We start from the raw sequence: 20,552 nt of genomic DNA on the forward strand, positions 1-20,552 counted from the left end.
GGTCGATCTCCTTGACCGGCGTGAACCAGCGCAGCTCGAAGCCCCTGGCCGACGGCACGAAGAATGCCGTCTCCGAGAGATTGTTCTCCTCGGCGATCGCCTGCAGCAGCCCGTCGTCGAGCCAATGGTCGAGCGGGCAGACGGCGGCCGGGTTGCCGGAAAAGGCGCGCGTGGTGAAGGCGTCGATCTGGTACTGGACAAGCTGGTGTTGCATGAAGGGTTCCTGTTGCAGTTGCTGTTTGATCAACAAGGGTTCTGGTGCGCTTTGCAGGAGCGCAGCTTTTGCGCGATGAAGGCATTTCCTCGAAGGATCACCGCCAATCGCCCGGTAGAACCGGGCTCCTACCACAAATTGCGGCCAAGAGCGCCCCTCGACATCAGAACCGCTCGCCCTCGCGAAGGTAACGCCACTGGCCGGCCGGCAGCTTGCCGAGCGAGACGCTGCCGATGCGCAGGCGTTTGATGCCGACGACGTGCAGGCCGACGAGTTCGCACATGCGCTGAATCTGCTGCGGCCGCGACTCGTGCAGGACGAAGCGCAACGTGCCTTCATGTTGCCAGGAGACTTCGGCGCGCTTGAGCTTGATGTCGTCGAGCGACAACCCGAAATTCAGTTTCTTCAGGTCCGCCTCCGACAGCTCGCCTTCGACAGAAACCTGGTACTCCTTTTCCAGCTTCGTGTCGTCGCCGACGATACGCCGCGCGACGCTGCCTTCCTGCGTGAACACGAGCATGCCCGAGGCTTCAGCGTCGAGCTTGCCGGCCAGCGCCAGCCCGCGCAGGTGCGTCGCCTTGAAGATCATCGCCGTGCCGTCTTCGCGCCAGCGGTTTTCCGCCTGGATCAGCTGCAGCGCCGGTTTCTGCCTGTCCTCGGCCGGCCCGGCGATGACGCCTTCGGGCTTGTTGAGGACGATGGTCACGCTCTCCGGGCGGTGCAACTTGGCGTCTTCCTTGACCTCGATGATCGCCTTCGGGTGGGCGCGCGTGCCGAGCGTCCTGACGACAACGCCATCGACGCGCACCCAGCCGTTCTCGATCCACTCGTCGGCCTCGCGCCGCGAGCAGCCGAACAGTTCACTGATGCGCTTGGCGAGGCGCGGCGGCTCCTTGAGCGGGCGGCGTGCTTCTGTCGGCTCGGCGGTCGCGTTGTCTGCCTGGCTGCGCTCGCGAACGGGCGGTCTTCCTTTCGCCTCTGTGGGTTTTGGCGGCCGGACGGGCTGCGCTGTGCGTACTTCGGTTGCGGGCGCAACGTCGGTGCGCGCCGGCGGGAAGGCGCGGGCGCCGGTGCTGCGGGCGATGCCGCGCGGCGGATAAACCTTCTTCGGCGGCTCTTCGCGCACCGATTTGTTGCGGCGCGGCAGATGGGGCGTCGTTGATTCCGCGACGACGGGAGCGGCCGCGTTGGCATCGATGCGGGCGGCCGCTTCGACCGGTTTGCGCTCCGGTGCGCGCGGTCTTTCGGCTACCGGCTTCGGCATCACGCGTGCGGCTTCGGCAGCCTCGCGTGCCTTCTGCGCGGCGGCACGCGTGGCAATCGTCTCGTGCCGCTTGGCGCGTTGCGCGACCGTCGGTTTCGGCGCCTTGAAACCGCTGCGCACGGGTTTGCGCCCCTTGCTCGCGGCTTCGCCACTCTCTGCCGGTGTTGTCTTGACGGGAAGTTTCAGGGTCGGGCGGGCAGGAACGCGGGTCATGGCAGCAGCTTTCGGGTAAACGGCCGCCTAGTTTACGCCAGATGCGCGCCAGCCAGACTTCAAACGCGTCCGGCATCGAATGATCCGGCACGAAAGAGTCTCAACGCCCGTTCGGGCTGAGGCTGTCGAAGCCCGTCCCCCTTCGACAAGCTCAGGGCGAACGGACTTCATCGCCGGATCAATGATCGTGCATGAGGCCGACGACCGTTCCGATCACGATCAGCGTCGGCGGCTTGACCTTGTGGGCGCGCGCGACTTCCGGCAGCGTGGCGAGCGTTCCCTTGTGCGCTTTCTCGTTCGGCCAGGTGGCGCGGTAGATCAGCGCGGCCGGCGTGTCGCCGGGCAGGCCGGCGGCCTGCAGTTCGCGCGAGATCGTCTCGAGGCCGGTGACGCCCATGTAGATCACCACCGTTTGCCCGGGGCGGGCGAGCGCCGGCCAGTCGAGCTCGACGGTATGGTCCTTGAGGTGACCGGTGACGAAGACGCAGCTCTGCGCGTGGTCGCGGTGCGTCAGCGGGAAGCCGAAGCTCGCGGCGGCGCCGAGCGCGGCGGTGACGCCGGGCACGATGTCGACCGGCACGCCGGCTTCGATGAGGACGTCCATTTCTTCGCCGCCGCGCCCGAAGACGAAGGGATCGCCGCCCTTGAGACGCACGACGGACTTGCCTTCCAGCGCCTTGCCCACGAGCAGCTGGCAGATGTCGTCCTGCGGCATCGTGTGGTTGCCGGCCATCTTGCCGACGAAGATGCGCTCGGCGGTCGGCGAGATCAGGTCGAGGATGCCGGCGCTGACCAGATTGTCATAGACGACGACTTCGGCCGCCTGCAGCAGACGCGCGCCTTTCAGCGTGATCAGTTCGGCATCGCCTGGGCCGGCGCCGACGAGAGCGACGTGGCCGATCGGGTTATCAGTGGTCGACGAGGTGGTTTGGGTCACGATGGTTCTCCCGGCGCCTTTAACCCCTCCCGGCCTCCCCTTGTCAGGGGAGGAGAGGAATGGTCTGCGCTCAGTGCATGGATTTGGTTCTTTACTCGGCGGTTTCGTTCTCGTCCGTTTCCGCCTCGATATCGAGCGGTTCGGCGAGCACGGCAGCGATGTAGTCCTCGGGCAAGCGGTGCGCTTTCGCCAGTTCGGCCGGCGTCGAACCGTTAGCGTGTGCGGCGTGGATGGCGGCGAGCCAGCCATTGAGTCCGGTCGACAGCGAGTGACCGGCCTTTTCGCCGTCGCGCGCGGCGCTGTTGCCGATCTCGACGTCGTACTTGTTGGCGTAGCCGCGCGGCGTGATCATCAGGCCGTGTTTGACGAAGGTGTTCGAGTTGCCGATCAGCACGGTCGACAGCATGCCGATGTCGGCCTCGGTCATTTTCTCCAGCGTCGTGAACTCGATGCGCTGCTTGGCGCGGAAGGCCGATTTGACGATGGCAACCGGCGTATTCGGATCGCGGTGGCGCAAGAAAATTCGTTGTGCTTCCTGGATCTGCCGCGTGCGCCGGCCGCTCTTCGGGTTGTAGAGCGCGACGACGAAGTCGGAATAGGCGACGGCGTCGAGGCGACGGGCGATGGTCGGCCACGGTGTCAGCAGGTCGGAGAGCGAGATGGCGCAGAAGTCGTGCGTCAGCGGCGCGCCGACCAGCGAGGCGCAGGTGTTGATCGCCGAGGCACCGGGGATGATCTCGACCTCGATGCCCGCATCGGGCGTCCAGCCGGCCTGGAACAGGACTTCAAACGTTGGCCCGGCCATGCCGTACACGCCGGCGTCGCCCGAGGAAATGAGCGCCACCTTCTTGCCGAGCTTGGCGCGGTCGTAGGCTTCGATGGCGCGGCCGAGTTCCTCGGTCATCGCCTTCTTGATCACTTCCTTGCCGTCGAGCAGGTCTTTCACCAGCCGGATGTAGGTTGCGTAGCCGATCACCGTGTCGGCTTCGGCGATGGCGTCACGCGCGCGGCCGGTCAGGTAGTCGTGGCTACCCGGGCCGAGGCCGACGAGCATGATTTTTCCGTGTTGGGTGGTTTGGGTCATTCAGGAATCCTTGCGATGGAGACGGTGGCATTGCGGCCGTCGGGGCCGCGCAGGCGATGTTTTTCGATGAGGAGGTGGGTCTTGTCGGTTCTGGCTGCGAGTAGAGCGGCGGCTTCGGAGACCGAGGGGGTGCCGGTGTGTTTGCGGACGGTTTCCGAGGGGTTGGGGACGTCTACTTCTGCCAACTCCTGTGCTGTGTAGAAATGGATCGTCCAGCCTTGTTGTTCGGCGAGTTGTTGCAGGGCGGGTTCGCCGGCTTTCAGGTCGATGCTGGCGATGGCTTGGACGTCGTTCATGTGGGCGTGGCAAAGCGCCAGGGCTTGGTCGATGGCTTCCTTGACGGTCGCTAGCGGGGTGTTGCGGTCGCAGCCGAGGCCCAGGGCGATCTTCATTGCCCGACTCCGGGTCGATAGGTGACGCTGCGGCCGGCGAGTCTTGCTTTGTAGCTCGCTGGCATTTCGCGCTGGCTGATCCACAGCACGGTCGCGAATCTCTCCGGGTCGACGTCTTCCAGTCTGCCGAACTCGGTCACGTTGGCGGGCTTCGGTCCCTTGCGGCCGTTGGCGTGCTTCGTCCACCAGTCGGTGCTGCCGGCTTCCTGCACCAGCGCGACGGGTTCGTCGTTGACGACAGCGGCGCTGCAACGGACGAGTTCGTCGTGCGTGGCTTCAATCGTCCAGCCGAGTTCGCGGCCGAGGATGTCGACGCCGATCGTTTCGCGCGAGTCGGAGGCGGTGGTGAGCACGGCCTGGGCGCCGATGGCGGTGGCCAGATGGCCGGCGAGCGCGTTGGCGCCGCCGAGGTGGCCGGAGAGGATGGGGATGGCGAACTTGCCGCCTTCGTCGAGCACCACCACCGCCGGGTCGACGTCCTTGGATTTCAGATGCGGGGCGATCAGGCGCACGACGGCGCCGAGCGAGACGACGGCGACGATGCCGTCGAAGGCTTCGAACAGCGCCGGAATCTGGTCGCCGGTCTTGCCCGCGTAGCACGCGGCGGTACTCGACGCGGCTTCCGCCTCGGCGCGGAACTTCTCCGGGGCGAAGAGTTGCGCGCCGGGCAACGCAGCGGCGACCTTGCCGGCGAGCGCGATGCCGTGGCGGGTGATGGCGACGACGGCGATCTTCATGCCGAAAGGGCTTCCTGCGCTTCCTTACGCTGGCGGCAGCCACGGCGGAGTTCGCCGCGCTGGCGTTTCGGGTTCTGTACGAGCAGCAGCGAGAGGTAGTTCACCTTTTCGCCCTTCAGGCTGGCGAGGTCGCGCACGATGCGCTCGTCGGGCGAGCCGACCTTTTCGATGAAGCAGCTGGTCGCCAGCAGGTCGCGCCGTTCGAGCAGTTCGAGCACTTCGTCGAGCAGCGGTTTGACCTTGAGCAGGATCAGCGTGTCGAACTCGTCGAGCATGTGGTCGATGACGCCGGTGCCGTAGGCGGCCGGGATGATGGCCAGCGTTTCGTCTTCCTCGGCGAGCGGCATGCCGGTCGTCGCGGCGGCGGCGGCAAAGGACGAGACACCAGGAATCGTTTCCACTTCGATCTCGGGCGCCAGCTCGCGGGCGACGCGCGCCAGGTGGCCGAAGGTGGCGAAGGTCGAGGCGTCGCCTTCGACGAGGAAGACGAGGTCGCGGCCTTCGGCGAGCAGCGCCACGGTTTGCTCTGCGGCGCGCACCCACGCTTTGGTCAGGATCTCGGGATCGCGCGTCATCGGGAAGACGAGTTCCACCGCGTCGGCCGGGCGAGGAATGCCGCCACGTTCGACGATGGACAGTGCGTAGGAGGCTTCCTCGGCCTTCTTCACCGGATAGATCCAGCGCGCGCCGGATTGCAGGACGGCCCAGCTGCGCCGCGTGATCAGTTCGGGGTCGCCGGGGCCGAGCGAGGCGCCGATCAGTTTTCCGTAGGATTTCTTCATGGGTGGTTAACCTCTTTTGACGCAGAGTGCGCAGAGGCGCAGAGAACGCGGAGAGCAGCAAAGAAAGATTTTTCTCTGCGGACTCTGCGCCTCTGCGATCTCTGCGTTGAAAGCGTTTCGTTTTTCAAAATGTGGCCTTGCTGGTGGTTACGATCCACACCGGGTTCTGTGCGGCCATCCGGTGCATGTCGAGGATCGGCTGGCTGCGCGACGCTTGCAGCTGGACGACGTCCCATTCAGCGCAAAACTCATTCAGCGCGGCGGTCGCCGTCGCCAGGTTCTCCAGCGTGACGAAGTTCATCACCAGCCGGCCGCCGGGTTTCAGGCGGGCGAGGATGAGCCGGATCAGTTCGGCGAGTTCGCCGCCCGAGCCGCCGATGAACACGGCGTCCGGTGCGGGCCAGGTGTCGAGGTGCTGCGGCGCCTTGCCGTCGAACAGCGAGTAGTTGGTCGCGCGGAAACGTGCCGCGTTGGCGCGTGCGTTGGCCGCGTCGCCTTCGTTCTTCTCGATCGCCCAGACGTGGCCGTGCGGCGCGAGGCGTGCGGCTTCGAGGCCGACCGAGCCGGAGCCGGCGCCGATGTCCCAGACGGTGGCATTGCGTTTGATGCGCAGCTTGGCGAGCGACAGGGCGCGTGCCTCCTGCTTGGTGATCAACCCCTTCTCCGGCGTGCGCTGGATGTACTCGAGATCGTCGAGGCCGAAGGTTGGCACGCCGGCGCTCTCTTTGCGCTGCACCAGTACGACGTTCGGCTCGGGGAAGTTCATGCTGGCTGCGGCGTCCAGCGACAAGACCGGAAACAGTTGTTCGTCCGGGAGTTGTAGACGGCAGGCGACCGAGAGCGAGACCTCGTCGCTGGCGTAGCCGGCCGTCAGCAGCGCGCGCGCCAGCCGCGCCGGGTTGTTCTCCGGCCCGGTGAACAGGAAGACCTGCGCGTGTTGTGCGATGGCGCGCATGGCGGGATACAGCCCGTGCGTCGGCGTCGCGCCAGCGAACCACTCGCCGGCGTCCTTGCTGTGGCACGAGGCGATGGTGATGTCCTGCCACGGTTGCCGGAAGCGCGCGCAGGCGAGCTGCAGCGTCGAGACGTTGGGCAGGATCTCGAGCGGTGCGTCGAGCTTGTCGCCGAGCCAGGCGGCGATGCCGTGGCAGAGCGGGTCGCCGGTGGCGAGGATGGCGACGGTACGGTTTTCGGCGAGCGCGGCTTGCGCCCATTCCGGCACCTTGGTCAGTGCGCCATCCATGTCTTTCAACTCGGCCTTGGACACGTTCGCACGAACGAGGTCGAGCGTGCGCCCGGCGCCGATGACAACATCGGCCGTACCGAGACGCTCGCGTGCCGCGTCGGACAGTCCGGCCCAGCCGTCGTCGAGAATGCCGATCAGGGAGCAAAAGGTCATAGCGCTTCTTCCTCATCGACGCGCACGATGAACTTGCCGTCAAAGTCGCAGACCAGCAGGGTCAATTGGTAAGGGCCGGGGTAGCAGGTCTTGAGACTGCGGATCGCCTTCTTCGCCAGCGCGCGGTGAAACTCGACCGAGAGGCCGAGCGCCAGCAGCTTTTCCGCCGCGAAGCGCGCCGTCTCGGCGGCGCGGATTTCTTCGACCAGATCGGGCGCGGCGCCGACTTCCTGCGCGCACTCGGCGAGCAGGTCGCGGTCGATCTCGGCCTTCCAGGCGTGGGTGACGGCGAGGCCCTGACCCATCTTGGTCAGCTTGCCGGCCATGGCGCCGATGTAGACGCGCTGCATCTTGCGCTTGACCGCCGCCTGGAACGCGGCCTTGACGAAGTCGCCCATCTGCACGAAGCAGGCTTCGTCGAGTTCCGGCAGCTGGCGCATGGCGAACTTCTCGCTGCGTCCGCCGGTGGTGAACACGGTGCTGGTATTGCCCTGTTTGGCGGCGACGTCGATCGCCTGCACGACGCTGGCGCGGAAGGCCGCCGTCGAGTACGGGCGGACGATGCCGGTGGTGCCGAGGATCGAAATGCCGCCGAGAATGCCCAGCCGCGCGTTGAGCGTCTTCTTCGCCATCTCGTCGCCGCCCGGCACCGATAGGGTCACTTCCAGCCCGTCGTGGTCGAGCACCTCGCCGGCGACGGCGCGCACGTTGTCGGCGATGTTGCGGCGCGGCACCGGGTTGATCGCCGGACCATTCACTTCCAGCCCAAGGCCTTCCTTGGTGACGACGCCGACGCCGGGGCCGCCTTTGAGGATGACTTCACCGGTCGCATTCGGCAAGAGGCGAACGTCGGCGGTGAGGTGCGCACCGTTCGTCGCGTCCGGATCATCGCCGGCATCCTTGACGATGACGGCGTGGGCAACGCCATCGACGATGCGGCCTTCGCTCACTGCGAAGCTCACGTCCTGCCCGTTCGGCAAATGACAGACGACGCTTGCCGGCACCTCGCCGCTGAGCAGGCCGAGCGTCGCCGCGCGCGCCGCCGCCGCCGAGCAGGCGCCGGTGGTGAAGCCGCTGCGGTTGCCACGCTGGCGACGGCCGTCGCCCTTGCGGACTTTTTCCGTCGTTGTCGCGAGGTCGCTCATGCCGCCTTCTTCTGCTCCGCTTCGGCGAGCCCGAGCAGCGCATGGATCGCGGCGACGACGAGCGTCGAGCCGCCCTTGCGCCCCTTGATCGCGACCCACGGGATGTCATCGATGGTCATCAGCAGGTCCTTCGATTCGGCCGCCGAGACGAAGCCGACCGGCATACCGACGATCAGCGCCGGCTTGGCGCCTTCTTCGCGGATCAGGCGGATGACTTCGATCAGCGCGGTCGGCGCATTGCCGATGCCGACGATGGCGCCGTCGAGCTTGCCTTCGCGGTGCGCCTTGCGCATCGCCTGCACGGCGCGCGTCGTCTCTTCGGCCTTTGCCTGCTCGATCACGTCATCGTCGGAGATGTAGTGGTGCGTCGTCATGCCGAAGTGCTTGAGGCGCGGCTTGGAGAGGCCGACGCAGATCATCTCGACGTCGGCGACGATCGGCGTGCCGCCTTTCAGCACAGCGGCGAGACCGGCCTGCATCGCTTGCGGATGGAAAGCCGTGAGGCCGTTGAACTCGAAGTCGGCGTTGGCGTGGATCATGCGGCGTACCAGCGGCCATTGTTCGGCGGTGTAGTCATGTGGGCCGGCTTCGGCGTCGATGATGGCGAACGAGTCGTGTTCGATGGCGCGGCCGGCGGCGGTCAGTTGTTCGGTGATGGTGTTGGCGGAGTTAGTCATCATGTCGGTTCAGGTCCTGGCGTGTTTGCAGCTGGAGTGGTTGTCAGCATGGTCGTGCGCATGGCTGCAACCGCCGGTCGCGGTATGGCTATGGTCGTGCAGATGTTCGGCTTCGGCGGCTTCGCGGTATTTGCAGCCGTCGCATTCGAGCAGCGAGCCTTCGGCGAGTTGATCGTCGCCGGCACGTCGGTCGAGCAGGGCGAAGATCTCCGGCTCGAAGCCGAAGTGCTTGCCGAGCGCGAAGGCGACCTGCGGATATTGCTGCTTCAGCCGTGCGAGCTGGCCGTTGATGCGTTCGATCAGCACGCCGGTAAAGAGATAAACCGGGATCACGCAGATCTGCGTCATGCCGAGCTTGACGTGGCGCTGGACGACCGTCTCCAGGCGCGGCCAGGTGACGCCGGTGAAGGCGAGGTCGACGAGTTCGTGATCGTTCTCCTCGAAGATCCAGCGCGCCATGCGCGCCAGTTCGCCGTTGGCACCAGCGTCCGACGAGCCGCGCCCGAGCAGGATGACGCCGGTCGTCTGCGGGTCCGGCACGTCGAGTGCTCTCATCAGGCGGTCGAGCTGCTTCTGCAGAACGTCGAAGATCTCGCGCCCCATGCCGAGATGGCGCGTGACGACGAACTCAACGTTCGGGTGGCGTTCACGCGCACTCTCGATCGCGGCCGGCAGCTCCATCTTGACGTGGCCGGCGGCGTTGAGAATGAAGGGGATCAGCACGACACGTTGGGCACCCTTGGCTGCGTTGTCGAGGCCGTCGTTGAGTAGCACGTCGGCGTGCTCGATGAAGCAGACCTCGATGCGCCAGTCCGGATGTTTTCTCCGCCACTGATCGGCGAAGCGCTCGATCTCGTCGTTGCCGTCGCGGTTGCGCGAGCCGTGGCCGGCGAGCAGGAAGGTAGTCTTAGTCATGGGTGATCGTCTCAGTGGCCTTGCGGAAGCGGTGCGTGAAGGTCGGGTCGTAGAGCTTGGAGCGCACCAGCGACTCCCAATCGGCAGCGCCGAGCGTCGGGCTGGCGACGATCATCGCCTGGCTGCCGATTTTCTCGGCCTGACACTTCTGCTTGATGTCAGCCAGCGTGCCGCGCACGATCTTCTCCTGCCCCGGCCAGCTGGCTTTCTGGACCACTAGGATCGGCGCATCCTCGCGCCAGCCGGCGGCGCGCAGCGCCTTCTGCACTTCGTGCAGCAGCGTGATCGAGAGGTAGATGCACAATGTGCAGTGGTGCGACGCCAGCGCTTCGAGGTCTTCGCCCTCGGGCATCGGCGTGCGTCCGGCGGTACGCGTGAGGATCACCGTTTGCGTGACTTCCGGCAGCGTCAGCGATTCGCCGGCCGCGGCCATCGACGCCATCGCCGACGAGACGCCAGGCACCACGGCCCATTCGACGCCGGCGGCGGTGAGCGGGCGCGTCATCTCGATCAGCGCGCCGTAGAGGCCGGGGTCGCCCGTCTGCAGGCGGATGACCGTTTCGTGGCGGCTGGCCTGGTCGAGCAGCCAGTCAACCATCTCTTCGAGCGTCATGTCCTTCGAGTCGCGGATCTCGCAGCCCTCGGGCGCGTACAACGTCGCTGCCTGGTCGACGAGCGAGCCGGCGTAGAGGATCGCGCCCGATTGTTCGAGCAGCTTGCGGCCCTTGACGGTGATCAGGTCGGGGTCGCCGGGGCCGGCGCCGACAAACCAGATTTTTCCTGGCATCAGTGGGTACTCCGTGGTTGGATGGAAAAGGGCGCAATCGTCGCGTTCATTGCGCGCTCTTTCCTTGATGTTTGATAAGTTCGGTCAGCTCGCCGAGGCTGCGCGGCGACTGTCCGGCTTGAAGGTGGCCGGCGGTGACCAGCTGGCGGTGCAGTTCGATGATGCCGGGGATGGGCAGGCCGGCGGCGGCAAGCGCGTGGGCGTTGCCCGGGAAGTCCTCGGCATCGAAGGCGGCGGTGCATTGGCCGCGTGCCATCACGTGGATGCGGTCGGCCCAGCGGTAGGCGAAGTCGATGTCGTGCGTCGCCAAGAGGAGCGTGATGCCCTGGCCGTGCAGGTGATCGAAGACGGCGAGCAGCTCCTGGCGCATGGCGTGGTCGAGGCCGGCCATCGGTTCGTCGAGGATCAGCAGCTGCGGTTGCATCGCCAGTACGCCGGCGATGCACACGCGCTTCTTCTGCCCGAACGAGAGGTTATGTACCGGGCGATCGGCGTAGTCGTCCATGCGCACGGCACGCAGGGCGTCGTTTACGCGCTGGCGCACCGTGTCCATGTCGAGTCCGAGGTTGAGCGGGCCGAACGACACGTCTTCCTGCACACTGGCCGAGAAGAGCTGCTGGTCGGGGTTCTGGAAGACGAGGCCGACGGCGCTGCGCAATCGACGCAGCCCGTCACGGGAGTAGTCCAGCGGATGACCGGCGTAGCGGATGGCGCCGGACTGTGGGCGCAACAGGCCGTTGGCGTGCTGGAAGAGCGTCGTCTTGCCGGCGCCGTTGGCGCCGATCAGCGCGTTGCGGCTGCCTTGGGTGATCGCCAGCGAGCAGCCGTCGAGACCGACGTTGCCGTCCGGGTAGCGGAAGGCGACGTTCTCGAACGCGAGCAACGGTGATGGCGTCGATGGTGTCATGCAAGTCCCAGCGCGGCTGCGATCAGGCAGGCGCCGCCGATGCCGGCGATCCACAGGTCACGTTGCGTGTTGGCGTACTGCGGTTCGAGAAAGCGCAGCGCGCCATCGTTGTTGCGCGACTGCGCGGCGACATGCAGGGCGTGCGCGCGCTGCCAGATCTGTACGGTCAGGTTGGCGGTGAGGCTGCCAAGCGAACGCAGTGCGAGTCGCGGCGTCGCGTACCCAAGACGTGCCGCCTGTGCGGTACGGGTGTCGCGCACCGCTTCGGAAAAGACGAACAACATGCGGTAGCAGAGCACCATGATCTCGAGCAGCACTTCCGGCACGTGCAGGCGGCGGAAGAAAGCGATCAGATCGACCATCGGTGTGGTCAGCGCGAGAAAGAGCATGGCGGCCAGCGCGCCGAGCGAGCGTGCCGCCAGCTGCAAGGTCGGTCCCCAGCCTTCGGGCAGCCATTGCACGACGAGGTTGCCATCGTTGAAGTCGAGCGAATAGGCGAGCGACACGCAGCCGAGCAGGAGAAAACCGAGCGGCGGCAGTGCGATGCGCAGATAGCGGCCGGGTGGAACGCAGGCGCCGAGCAGCGTCACGGCAACGATCAGCACGGCGACGCCGGCGGCCGCGTCGGGCCGACCGGCGGCGAAGGCCGCGACGAAACCGCCGAGGCTGAACGCGGCTTTCGCCGCCGGCGAGACGAATCGCCAGCGGTTGCCGTACGCGCACTGCTCGATCAGCACCGGATCACTGGTCCTGCTTGCCGTTTTGCTCGGCGGCTGCGCGCAGTTCTTCCCGCAGTTCCTCCATCTCGCGCCGCATCTTCTCGCGCGTGCGGCCGACGCCGATGTAGTAGCCGATGAAGCCGGCGCCGATCGCCGCTTGCAGCGCAAAGAGCATCGACGCGATTTCGCCGCTTGCCGGCTCGATCAGCGACTCGAACCACGGCTGGTACTCGGGGTTGATCTCGCCGATCAGGTTCTTGGCCTGATCGTCGGCGCCGCCGAAGATCGCGACCTCGCCATCCGGTCCGGCGGCAGGGCGTTCGACGATCCATAGCGGCAATAGCGCGAGGACGATCACGCCGAGGATCAAGAGGATGTTCTGTGCGCGCTTTTGTGTGGGTTTTTGCGTAGGACTCATGCCTGCACCTCCGCACGGTCGATAAGCTTCATGGCGCGCAGCTCGGCCGGGTTGAAGCGGGCGAGCGCGTTGAAGATGAGCACGGTGAGCAGGCCTTCGCTGATCGCGAGCGGGATCTGCGTGACGGCGAAGATGCCGGCGAACTTGACGAACGAGGCCATGAAGCCGCCGACCGGGTCCGGGAAAGCCATCGACAGCTGCACCGACGTGGTGACATAGGTCAGCAGATCGGCGAGCGACGCGGCGAGAAAGACACCGACGGCGAGCGAGGCGCCGAGCGAACGCGCGAGGCGGAAGACGCCGTAGGCGACGAAGGGGCCGACGATGGCCATCGAGAAGATATTGGCGCCGAGCGTGGTCAGGCCGCCGTGCGCGAGCAGCAGCGCCTGGAACAGCAGGACGACGGCGCCGATCGGCGCCATCGCGGCCGGGCCGAAGAGCAGCGCGCCGAGCCCGGTGCCGGTCGGGTGCGAGCAGCTGCCGGTCACCGAAGGGAGTTTCAGCGCCGACAAGACAAACGAAAACGCGGCGGCGACGCCGAGCAGGATGCGCTGCTCCGGATTGGCGGCGATCCGCTTCTTGATCGAGACGATGCCCCAGGCGACGAACGGCGCGGACGCGACGCTCCAGCCAATGGCGTGTTCAACGGGCAGGAAGCCCTCCATGATGTGCATGATTCTCTCCATTCGTGAAACATAAGTTCGGTCACGAGAGGGGAATCAGGACGGAAGAAGGGCCGGCGGGTAACTCGCTCCGGGCGATGCTGCGTGCACGGAAGAATGGCAGGACGGCGAATCGACAGAACCTTTCCCCTCACCCCGAGGATTGGTACCACATTCGTCTCAGGCCGGTCTTCTGGCTCGCCATCATCCTTCGCCAGCGCCTTCCCATGTGAAGATGTCACACAGTGGCTACGTCTTTGCTGGCGTCGTCCGGCCTACAGCAGCGGGGGGCTGCGCCGGATTTTTCCGATGACAAAACGTCGAAATTACCGGCTTCCCGTTTCTCCCACTCCGGTTGTTCGGAGCTAGGAACCTGAAACGGGCGCAAGTATACGCCGAACGTCGTTCCGCACCAACGCCCCTTCCTTGAAGCGCGTGGTCTCATTTGCTCATCGTGGTCGACAGGTTTGCGAGATATCCATCGTCCGGTCATAGACCGTCGTTCGGATGTCAAGCAAGCCGAGTACCGAGTGGAAGAAGTGGTCGTGGGTGACGGGCCGGGTAGCCTGCGCCCGCAGGCAATCGACATCGAGCGAGAAATTCTTGGCGTAGCTTGGTGAGAACCACATCACCATGGGCACCTCCTTCTGAACCTTTGGCGCAACCGGATACGGTACCCCGTGCAGGTAGAGCCCATTTTCGCCGAGTGATTCGCCGTGATCTGACAGATAGATCATTCCCGTGTCGAATTTCTCCTCCTGCTTTTTAAGGAAAGCAATCGTCTGCGCCAGCATGTGATCGGTGTAGAGCAGCGCGTTGTCGTACGCATTGACGATCGCTTCGCGTGAGCATTTGGCCAGGTCGGAGGTTTCACAGACCGGCTCGAATTTTCGGAAGGCCGGTGGATAGCGCTTGAAGTAGGCCGGTCCGTGGTTGCCAAGTTGGTGCAATACCAGCACGAGATTGCCATGGGTGTCGGCAAGAATGCCGTCGAGTCCGTGTAGCAGCACTTCATCCAGGCAGCGGTCACCGTCGCAAAGATCCGGGATCTTCGAGTTACCGACTTTATGCTCCTCGACCCCCGTGCAGACGCCCTTGCAGCCCGACTGGTTGTCGCGCCAAATGACCTTCATGCCGGCCCGGTCAAGGATATTCAGCAGCGATTCGCTGTTGCGAATCTTGTCCTCGTCGTAGTTGCGTCGCCCGTAGACAGAGAACAAGCAGGGTACGGAGACTTCGGTATTCGTACCGCAACTGGTTGTTTGCTGAAAGTTGATGACGTCGAGCTTTGACAGTTCAGGCGTGGTCTGCCTCGCATAGCCGGACAGCCCCCAGTTGGCCGTGCGTGCGGTTTCACCAACGACGATCACGAAGAGTGTGGGTTTTGTCCTGTCTTTCCAGTTCTCGCCCTTGGTTGCATCCAGGCCGACCCTGATACGTTCCCGGGTTGCTGCGCTGGCATCACTGCCGAGTACCTTGGCGATCGAATAGAGGTAGTTGCCGGGGGTGATGAGGTAACGGATCTCCTTGTGGTTGCGCATCAACGGCGCCAGTTCATGGAAGCCAAGCAGGAGTGCGCCTGCGCCAACGACGATCGCCAGCGCTATCGCCAGCAGTCGAGCGAGAGTCGAGCGACGAAACGAGTCAAGTCGCAGATGGACCCTGGACAGAAACAACAGAGGCAACACGGCATACAGAACGAGATGCGGCAGCATCCCGGCGTTGAACAGCTCGCTCGCCTCCTTGACGTCGGTACGCAGCACGTTGCGCAACATGCTCGGGTCGAGAAATACGGTGAAGGTGCTCATGTAGTACGTGGCAAAAGCCGTGACTACGGTGAGCAGCGTCAGCAGGGGTTTGGCTGTCCAGCGATTGAACATCAGGCTGAGCAGAATGAAGTGAAGCATCACCAGCGCGACGAACAGCTCGCCGGCAAACAGCCAGGTGCCGAGCTGTCCGAATTCCCGGCCGGCGAACGATGATCTCCAGAAAAGCCCGTTGCAGGCGAGAGCGAAAAAGATGCTGGCGACGAGGGCCAGGGTTTCGATACGCATCGAAAGACGCCAATTGCGCCATCGCGCCAATGCTGCTGAAAGAGGAGTCATGCGGCCAAGTCACTGAACGGGAAGAGCGAAAGTATATCCGTGATGGTTTGTTCCGCGAATCGACTGTCAGGCTCTGGCGCCATGATCGGCCGCTCCAGACGCGCAACTCGCGCAGCTTCATGTGCGCCGACTCGAAGGCGAACTGCTGGAACAGGTGGCTGAGCTCGTCCGTCGCCGGCACGATTCACCTCGGGCGGACAAGCCAGGTGTGGAAAATCCGCATCAGCGACGACGCCGGCAAGCTGACCTGCGTCTCGCGCCTGACGATGGCGGCGCTCGAACGACCGAAGGACGAAACTCAGGCGCGATAGTCGAGGGAAAACGACTCCTCGAGGAATCCCGGTCGCGCCGTGCGCGCGTTCGATTGCGCGCACGCCGTGGCGAACAAGCAAGCGCCTGCGAGCGCCGCCATCGTGAAACGGCGACCGGAAGCCGGTGTGGCCGCGACCAGGCGCGCCACCATGCCGGCGAGGAAGGCATCCCCCGAGCCGATCGGGTTGAGCACCTCGGCTGGAGACAGGGACGTCACCGGGACGACGCGCACGTCGCCGCCCTGCGCGAGCAGGATGCTGTTGGCGCCGCGCGTCAGGACGAAGGACGTCACGTATTGGCGCGACACGTCGGCGACGGCGTCGAGAATTTCGTCGGCAAGCACCGGCTGCGCCAGATCGCCGCTGTGTTCGCCGCCCTGAAAACGGTCAGAGAGGAAGGTGGCGACGAATTCAGAGAGATTGATCTTGACCAACGCCGGCCGTTCGGCGATCGCCACGCGCAGCGGTGCGCCCTGCAGGTCGAGGAAGACCGGTACGCCGGCCGCGCGCGCCAGCGCCGCGAGCTTTGCCTGGTAGTCGCTCGGGAAACCCGGCGCCATCGAGCCGGCGATGACCAGCGCCTGCGCCGTCGGCAGCTGACCCTTCACGGTGCGCGTGATCTCCTGGATGCACGGCTCCTCGACCGTCGGTGACGGTTCGATCAGTTCGGTCACGCGGCAGCCACCAGTGGCCGCAGTCTCGATGATCGACGTGCAGGTGCGCAGCATGCCGGTTGATGGAATAAGCCGGAGATTGAGCCCCTCGCACCGGGCGAGCAGCATCAGTTCGTCGGCATTGCTGCCGCCCTGTGACAGGCAACAGGCCGGAATCTTGAGTCGTTGCAGCACGCGGCAGACATTGACGCCCTTGCCCGACACGTCGACATGGGCGGCCTTCAGGCGATTGACTTCGCCAACGTTGAGTGAATCGAGGGCGACCGAGCGCTGGATGCCGGGCGTCAGGCAGACGGAAACAATGGACATTTCGGGGAATCTCGCAACAAGGAAAACGGGCAGGAATTTACCGGATTGCGCGCCCGAACGGCAAAAAAAGACCCGACGCGAAGGCCGGGTCCTCGTACTGCGTTACCGCGTCAGGCAGATCAGGCGATGACGCCTTCCACCGCTTCCGCGACCTTGGCGGCGGTGATGCCGAGGAACTCGAACACCTTGCCGGCCGGGCCGCACTCGCCGAAGCGATCGATACCGATCACCGCGCCGTCGAGGCCGACGTAGCGATACCAGCCGCTTGTCGCGCCAGCCTCAACCGCCACGCGCGGCACGCCACGCGGCAGCACGGAGTCACGGTAGGCCTTGTCCTGCTGGTCGAAGACGAAGTTCGACGGCATCGAGACGACACGCACCGCGACGCCCTTCTCGGCGAGCGCCTTCTGTGCATCGACGGCCAGGCCGACTTCCGAACCGGTGGCGATGATCACCGCCTTCGGCGCGCCGGCGCAGTCCTTCAGCACGTAGCCGCCCTTGCGGATGGCCTTGACCTGCGCGTCGTCGCGCGTCTGGTGCGGCAGGTTCTGACGCGTCAGGATCAGCGCGGTCGGGCAGTCCTTGTGCTCGACGGCGGCTTGCCAGGCGACGAACGTTTCGACCGTGTCGCACGGACGCCAGACGTCCATGTTCGGGATCATGCGCAACGTGGCCGTCTGCTCGATCGGCTGGTGCGTCGGGCCGTCTTCGCCCACACCGATCGAGTCGTGCGTGAACACGTAGATCGGGTTGATGCGCATCAATGCGGCCATGCGGATCGCGTTGCGGGCGTACTCGGAGAACATCAGGAAGGTGCCGCCGAACGGACGGAAGCCACCGTGCAGGATGAGGCCGTTCATGACGACGGCCATGCCGAATTCGCGCACGCCGTAATGGATGTAATTGCCGCCTTCGGCCATCGCTTCCGGACGGACGCTCTTGCTGCCCTTCCAGGTGGTCAGGTTGGACGGCGCGAGGTCGGCCGAACCGCCGACGAATTCCGGGAGGATCGGGGCGAGCGCCTGGATCGAGTTCTGCGACGACTTGCGCGTGGCGATGACTTCGGCCTTGGCGATGATTTCCTGCAGCGCGGCTTCGGACTTGGCGGCGTAGTCGGCGGACAGTTCGCCCTTCATGCGGCGCTCGAATTCGGCGGCGAGTTGCGGGTGCGCGGCGCGGTAGGCGGCGAACAGCGTGTTCCATTCGGCCTGGCGCTTGGCGCCGGCGTTGCGGGCGTCCCACTCGGCGCGCACGTCGGCGGCGATCTCGAACGGACCGTCGGTGATGCCGAGCGCAGCGCGCGTCGCGGCGATTTCGTCCTTGCCGAGCGGCGCGCCGTGTACGTCGTGCGTTCCGGCCTTGTTCGGCGAGCCCTTGCCGATGATCGTCTTGCAGCAGATCAGCGTCGGCTTGGCGTTCTGCGCCTTGGCGGCGGCGATCGCGCGGTCGACCGCGTCGATGTCGTGACCGTCGACGTCGCGGATGACGTTCCAGCCGTAGGCTTCAAAGCGCTTCGGTGTATCGTCGCCGAACCAGCCCTTGACGTGGCCGTCGATCGAGATGCCGTTATCGTCGTAGAAGGCGATCAGCTTGGAGAGCTTCCACACGCCGGCGAGCGAGGAGACTTCGTGCGAGATGCCTTCCATCATGCAGCCGTCGCCGAGGAAGGTGTAGCTGTAGTGGTCGACGACCGGGAAGCCTTCGCGGTTGAACTCGGCGGCAAGCAGCTGCTCGGCGAGCGCCATGCCGACCGCGTTGCCGATGCCCTGGCCGAGCGGGCCGGTGGTCGTTTCGACGCCGGCGGTGTGGCCGTACTCAGGGTGACCCGGCGTCTTGCTGCCGAGCTGACGGAAGTTCTTCAGTTCTTCGAGGGGCAGATCGTAGCCGGTCAGGTGCAGCAGCGAGTAAAGCAGCATCGAGCTGTGGCCGTTGGACAGGACGAAACGGTCACGGTTGGCCCATTTCGGATCGGTCGGATTGTGGCGCAGGTGGCGATTCCACAACGCGACGGCAATTTCCGCCATTCCCATCGGGGCGCCCGGGTGGCCGGAATTGGCAGCCTGGATGCTGTCCATGGCCAGAACGCGGATTGCGTTGGCCAGCGAAGCCTGAGAAACCATGTAATTACTCCTGAAGCATGATTGGAAAGGGTCGTACGGGCCCCGCAATGGGCAATTTGCGTCAAATGTTCAGAAAAAAATGAACATTTGCTCACGGGGTGATCCATAACTACTCATTCTATCGTTTTGCGCCTTGACTGTCAGCACAAACAGGCAGTCAAGCGTCTGTTTCGCCTTGTTTTTCAATGTTTTTTCCGATTTTCTTTAAGCTTTGGAAAAGAATTTTCAAGGCAAGCTTCGAGTCTCCCTTCCGGCTGGGTATACTGCGTAGATGGGCGAAACAATGCAGTGGGCAGGACTCTTCGGCGGCATGGATACGTGGCAATTCGCGATGATCGTCGCGGCGGCCCTGCTCGTCGGCTTTTCCAAGACCGGCATCGGCGGCGTGGTGATGATTGTCGTCCCCTTGCTCGCCGCCGTTTTCGGAGGCAAGGCCTCGACCGGCATCCTGCTGCCGATGCTGATCATCGGCGACATCTTCGCCGTGACCTGGTATCACCGCCACGGCGACTGGGCCGGCATCCGCCGCCTGCTGCCGTGGACGATCGCCGGCCTGATCGCCGGCATCGGCGTCGGCAACCTGATCGACGACCGGCTGTTCGTGCTGCTGATCGGCGTTTCCGTGCTCGTCTGCCTGTGCATCCTCGTCGTGCTGGAAACGAAGGGCAGTCGCGTGCATCCGCCCGATGGGACGTGGTTCTTCGCGCTGATCGGCCTGACGGCCGGCTTCTGCACGATGATCGGCAACGTCGCCGGCCCGATCTTCTCCGTTTACCTGCTGGCGCGGCGCTACGACAAGCAGGGCTTTCTCGGCACCTCGGCCTGGTTCTTCATGGTCATCAACCTGATCAAGCTGCCGCTGCAGATCTTCTTCTGGAAGAACATCGGTGTACCGACGTTATTGATGAGCGCCGCGCTGATCCCGGCCATTCTCGTCGGCGCCGTCATCGGTGTTGCGGTGGTCAGGCGTGTACCGGAGAAGCCTTTTCGCTGGCTGGTCATTGGCATGACCTTCGTCGCCGTCATCCGGCTTTTTCTCTAGACGACCGTGCGCCGCGCGGCAAGGCTCGGTGGTCTCTTCCTGCTGCTCGCGACGGTGACGGTCGGCGCCGACCCGCTCGACGGGCGCGTCTACCGCGTCGTCGACGGCGACACCCTGATGGTGGTTGATGGTTCGCACCGCCAACGCGAGATTCGCCTGCTCGGGATCGATGCGCCGTGGGTCACCCAGGCGTTCGGGCAGAACGCCCGCACCGCCCTCTCGGCGCTGGCGGCGAATCAGGCGCTAAGCGCAGAATGCCGCAAGTTCGGTGCGCAGAACGTCTGCCGGGTGCGGATCGGCGGTAAGGATGTCGCACTCGAACTGGTGCGCGCCGGCATGGCCTGGTGGAACCCGCAGCACGCGTCGCTGCAGACGGAGCAGGAGCGCGCGGACTACCAGCAGGCCGAGTTCAACGCCAAGATCCGCCGCTTCGGCCTGTGGAACAGCAAGAATCCGGTGCCGCCCTGGCAATGGCGACGTCCCTGAACGACGCTTGGTGTCTTCCAGCGCCAGCCATTTCATGCCGTGCGTGCCGAAATTCACCTGCACGTGGGTGTATGCCCGACCTTGCGCAGCGGTTCCTCGGGCAACGCACCAAGAGATGGCGAAAAGCGCCTGACCGTGCAGCATTCTACGGTTCGGAGCAGCCTCGTCTGGCTGTTTGATCGAAGACAAGTGGCTCTTTCGGCCTTTCATGCACACGAATCTCGCCAGAGAGAGAAATCGACACAAAGGCCTG

Annotated in this window: 22 protein-coding genes and 1 riboswitch; of the genes, 3 read left to right on the forward strand and 19 right to left on the reverse strand. The window is 64.9% G+C overall.

Going from position 1 to position 20,552, the window contains the following annotated elements; all coding sequences use genetic code 11:
- The 17 genes from KBA32_RS07015 to KBA32_RS07095 form a co-directional block, all read right to left on the reverse strand.
- Positions 1–214, reverse strand: a 214-nt coding sequence (locus tag KBA32_RS07015) for a PhzF family phenazine biosynthesis protein (RefSeq protein ID WP_294356892.1), incomplete at its 3' end; no start/stop codon positions are given.
- A 163-nt stretch (positions 215–377) separates the two neighbouring features.
- Positions 378–1,691 (reverse strand): pseudouridine synthase, encoded by a 1,314-nt coding sequence (locus KBA32_RS07020; protein WP_294356893.1) that lies wholly within the window; start codon positions 1,689–1,691, stop codon positions 378–380.
- Positions 1,692–1,869: 178 nt separating this feature from the next.
- Positions 1,870–2,628 carry a uroporphyrinogen-III C-methyltransferase gene (gene cobA, locus KBA32_RS07025; protein ID WP_294356894.1) on the reverse strand — a complete coding sequence of 253 codons (759 nt, stop codon included), beginning with the start codon at positions 2,626–2,628 and terminating at the stop codon, positions 1,870–1,872.
- Between the two features lie 91 nt (positions 2,629–2,719).
- Entirely contained in the window at positions 2,720–3,712 is a 993-nt protein-coding gene (gene cobJ / locus KBA32_RS07030) for a precorrin-3B C(17)-methyltransferase (protein ID WP_294356895.1), read from the reverse strand.
- Positions 3,709–4,104: a cobalamin biosynthesis protein gene (locus KBA32_RS07035; protein ID WP_294356897.1), complete on the reverse strand. Its 396-nt coding sequence runs from the start codon at positions 4,102–4,104 to the stop codon at positions 3,709–3,711. The genes cobJ and KBA32_RS07035 overlap by 4 nt, the downstream gene beginning before the upstream one ends.
- The gene (locus tag KBA32_RS07040; RefSeq protein WP_294356898.1) at positions 4,101–4,841 is read right to left on the reverse strand and encodes a cobalamin biosynthesis central domain-containing protein; all 741 of its coding nucleotides are present in this window, start codon (positions 4,839–4,841) and stop codon (positions 4,101–4,103) included. The genes KBA32_RS07035 and KBA32_RS07040 overlap by 4 nt, the downstream gene beginning before the upstream one ends.
- Entirely contained in the window at positions 4,838–5,623 is a 786-nt protein-coding gene (cobI, locus tag KBA32_RS07045; RefSeq protein WP_294356900.1) for a precorrin-2 C(20)-methyltransferase, read from the reverse strand. Before cobI ends, KBA32_RS07040 begins: the two co-directional genes overlap by 4 nt.
- Before the next feature lie 124 nt (positions 5,624–5,747).
- Positions 5,748–7,022 (reverse strand): precorrin-6y C5,15-methyltransferase (decarboxylating) subunit CbiE, encoded by a 1,275-nt coding sequence (gene cbiE, locus KBA32_RS07050; RefSeq protein ID WP_294356901.1) that lies wholly within the window; start codon positions 7,020–7,022, stop codon positions 5,748–5,750.
- Positions 7,019–8,167 (reverse strand): cobalt-precorrin-5B (C(1))-methyltransferase, encoded by a 1,149-nt coding sequence (locus tag KBA32_RS07055; protein ID WP_294356903.1) that lies wholly within the window; start codon positions 8,165–8,167, stop codon positions 7,019–7,021. Before KBA32_RS07055 ends, cbiE begins: the two co-directional genes overlap by 4 nt.
- Complete coding sequence (locus KBA32_RS07060; RefSeq protein ID WP_294356946.1) at positions 8,164–8,844, reverse strand: precorrin-8X methylmutase; 681 nt, start codon at positions 8,842–8,844, stop codon at positions 8,164–8,166. The genes KBA32_RS07055 and KBA32_RS07060 overlap by 4 nt, the downstream gene beginning before the upstream one ends.
- Positions 8,845–8,853: 9 nt before the next feature.
- Positions 8,854–9,759 (reverse strand): sirohydrochlorin chelatase, encoded by a 906-nt coding sequence (locus KBA32_RS07065; protein WP_294356905.1) that lies wholly within the window; start codon positions 9,757–9,759, stop codon positions 8,854–8,856.
- Positions 9,752–10,546 (reverse strand): precorrin-4 C(11)-methyltransferase, encoded by a 795-nt coding sequence (gene cobM / locus KBA32_RS07070; protein ID WP_294356907.1) that lies wholly within the window; start codon positions 10,544–10,546, stop codon positions 9,752–9,754. Before cobM ends, KBA32_RS07065 begins: the two co-directional genes overlap by 8 nt.
- 46 nt (positions 10,547–10,592) lie before the next feature.
- Positions 10,593–11,453: an energy-coupling factor ABC transporter ATP-binding protein gene (locus KBA32_RS07075; RefSeq protein ID WP_294356909.1), complete on the reverse strand. Its 861-nt coding sequence runs from the start codon at positions 11,451–11,453 to the stop codon at positions 10,593–10,595.
- Positions 11,450–12,190: a cobalt ECF transporter T component CbiQ gene (gene cbiQ, locus KBA32_RS07080; RefSeq protein WP_294356911.1), complete on the reverse strand. Its 741-nt coding sequence runs from the start codon at positions 12,188–12,190 to the stop codon at positions 11,450–11,452. The genes KBA32_RS07075 and cbiQ overlap by 4 nt, the downstream gene beginning before the upstream one ends.
- A gap of 4 nt (positions 12,191–12,194) precedes the next feature.
- A complete protein-coding gene (locus KBA32_RS07085; protein ID WP_294356913.1) occupies positions 12,195–12,590 on the reverse strand; it encodes an energy-coupling factor ABC transporter substrate-binding protein in 396 nt (131 codons plus the stop codon).
- Positions 12,587–13,264: an energy-coupling factor ABC transporter permease gene (locus KBA32_RS07090; RefSeq protein WP_294356914.1), complete on the reverse strand. Its 678-nt coding sequence runs from the start codon at positions 13,262–13,264 to the stop codon at positions 12,587–12,589. Before KBA32_RS07090 ends, KBA32_RS07085 begins: the two co-directional genes overlap by 4 nt.
- 153 nt (positions 13,265–13,417) lie before the next feature.
- Positions 13,418–13,644: riboswitch (cobalamin riboswitch) on the reverse strand.
- A 57-nt stretch (positions 13,645–13,701) separates the two neighbouring features.
- Positions 13,702–15,306: a phosphoethanolamine transferase gene (locus tag KBA32_RS07095; protein ID WP_294356916.1), complete on the reverse strand. Its 1,605-nt coding sequence runs from the start codon at positions 15,304–15,306 to the stop codon at positions 13,702–13,704.
- Between the two features lie 170 nt (positions 15,307–15,476).
- Here KBA32_RS07095 and KBA32_RS07100 point away from each other — a divergent pair, with 170 nt between their 5' ends.
- Complete coding sequence (locus KBA32_RS07100) at positions 15,477–15,668, forward strand: hypothetical protein (RefSeq protein ID WP_294356918.1); 192 nt, start codon at positions 15,477–15,479, stop codon at positions 15,666–15,668.
- Here the strand turns inward: KBA32_RS07100 and KBA32_RS07105 are convergent.
- Together KBA32_RS07105 and tkt are read right to left on the reverse strand one after the other, a co-directional pair.
- Positions 15,656–16,651, reverse strand: a complete 996-nt coding sequence (locus KBA32_RS07105) for a 1-phosphofructokinase family hexose kinase (protein ID WP_294356920.1) — start codon at positions 16,649–16,651, stop codon at positions 15,656–15,658. The two genes, KBA32_RS07100 and KBA32_RS07105, sit on opposite strands and share 13 nt — an antisense overlap.
- Before the next feature lie 119 nt (positions 16,652–16,770).
- Complete coding sequence (tkt, locus tag KBA32_RS07110) at positions 16,771–18,771, reverse strand: transketolase (RefSeq protein WP_294356922.1); 2,001 nt, start codon at positions 18,769–18,771, stop codon at positions 16,771–16,773.
- A 310-nt stretch (positions 18,772–19,081) separates the two neighbouring features.
- Here tkt and KBA32_RS07115 point away from each other — a divergent pair, with 310 nt between their 5' ends.
- Both KBA32_RS07115 and KBA32_RS07120 read left to right on the forward strand, forming a co-directional pair.
- Positions 19,082–19,813: a sulfite exporter TauE/SafE family protein gene (locus KBA32_RS07115; RefSeq protein WP_294356924.1), complete on the forward strand. Its 732-nt coding sequence runs from the start codon at positions 19,082–19,084 to the stop codon at positions 19,811–19,813.
- A 6-nt stretch (positions 19,814–19,819) separates the two neighbouring features.
- Positions 19,820–20,299 (forward strand): thermonuclease family protein, encoded by a 480-nt coding sequence (locus KBA32_RS07120; RefSeq protein ID WP_294356926.1) that lies wholly within the window; start codon positions 19,820–19,822, stop codon positions 20,297–20,299.
- Positions 20,300–20,552 lie beyond the last annotated feature (253 nt).

This window comes from Propionivibrio sp. (assembly GCF_017995515.1).
Classification (GTDB): domain Bacteria; phylum Pseudomonadota; class Gammaproteobacteria; order Burkholderiales; family Rhodocyclaceae; genus Propionivibrio.

What these genes read in the sequence shown, in the direction of transcription:
- KBA32_RS07020 (WP_294356893.1), bottom strand. Translation starts at nt 1,691, where the DNA reads ATGACCCGCGTTCCTGCCCGCCCGACCCTGAAACTTCCCGTCAAGACA.
- cobJ (WP_294356895.1), bottom strand. Translation starts at nt 3,712, where the DNA reads ATGACCCAAACCACCCAACACGGAAAAATCATGCTCGTCGGCCTCGGC.
- KBA32_RS07035 (WP_294356897.1), bottom strand. Translation starts at nt 4,104, where the DNA reads ATGAAGATCGCCCTGGGCCTCGGCTGCGACCGCAACACCCCGCTAGCG.
- KBA32_RS07040 (WP_294356898.1), bottom strand. Translation starts at nt 4,841, where the DNA reads ATGAAGATCGCCGTCGTCGCCATCACCCGCCACGGCATCGCGCTCGCC.
- cobI (WP_294356900.1), bottom strand. Translation starts at nt 5,623, where the DNA reads ATGAAGAAATCCTACGGAAAACTGATCGGCGCCTCGCTCGGCCCCGGC.
- cbiE (WP_294356901.1), bottom strand. Translation starts at nt 7,022, where the DNA reads ATGACCTTTTGCTCCCTGATCGGCATTCTCGACGACGGCTGGGCCGGA.
- KBA32_RS07055 (WP_294356903.1), bottom strand. Translation starts at nt 8,167, where the DNA reads ATGAGCGACCTCGCGACAACGACGGAAAAAGTCCGCAAGGGCGACGGC.
- KBA32_RS07060 (WP_294356946.1), bottom strand. Translation starts at nt 8,844, where the DNA reads ATGACTAACTCCGCCAACACCATCACCGAACAACTGACCGCCGCCGGC.
- KBA32_RS07065 (WP_294356905.1), bottom strand. Translation starts at nt 9,759, where the DNA reads ATGACTAAGACTACCTTCCTGCTCGCCGGCCACGGCTCGCGCAACCGC.
- cobM (WP_294356907.1), bottom strand. Translation starts at nt 10,546, where the DNA reads ATGCCAGGAAAAATCTGGTTTGTCGGCGCCGGCCCCGGCGACCCCGAC.
- KBA32_RS07075 (WP_294356909.1), bottom strand. Translation starts at nt 11,453, where the DNA reads ATGACACCATCGACGCCATCACCGTTGCTCGCGTTCGAGAACGTCGCC.
- KBA32_RS07085 (WP_294356913.1), bottom strand. Translation starts at nt 12,590, where the DNA reads ATGAGTCCTACGCAAAAACCCACACAAAAGCGCGCACAGAACATCCTC.
- KBA32_RS07090 (WP_294356914.1), bottom strand. Translation starts at nt 13,264, where the DNA reads ATGCACATCATGGAGGGCTTCCTGCCCGTTGAACACGCCATTGGCTGG.
- KBA32_RS07095 (WP_294356916.1), bottom strand. Translation starts at nt 15,306, where the DNA reads ATGCGTATCGAAACCCTGGCCCTCGTCGCCAGCATCTTTTTCGCTCTC.
- KBA32_RS07100 (WP_294356918.1), top strand. Translation starts at nt 15,477, where the DNA reads ATGTGCGCCGACTCGAAGGCGAACTGCTGGAACAGGTGGCTGAGCTCG.
- KBA32_RS07105 (WP_294356920.1), bottom strand. Translation starts at nt 16,651, where the DNA reads ATGTCCATTGTTTCCGTCTGCCTGACGCCCGGCATCCAGCGCTCGGTC.
- tkt (WP_294356922.1), bottom strand. Translation starts at nt 18,771, where the DNA reads ATGGTTTCTCAGGCTTCGCTGGCCAACGCAATCCGCGTTCTGGCCATG.
- KBA32_RS07115 (WP_294356924.1), top strand. Translation starts at nt 19,082, where the DNA reads ATGGATACGTGGCAATTCGCGATGATCGTCGCGGCGGCCCTGCTCGTC.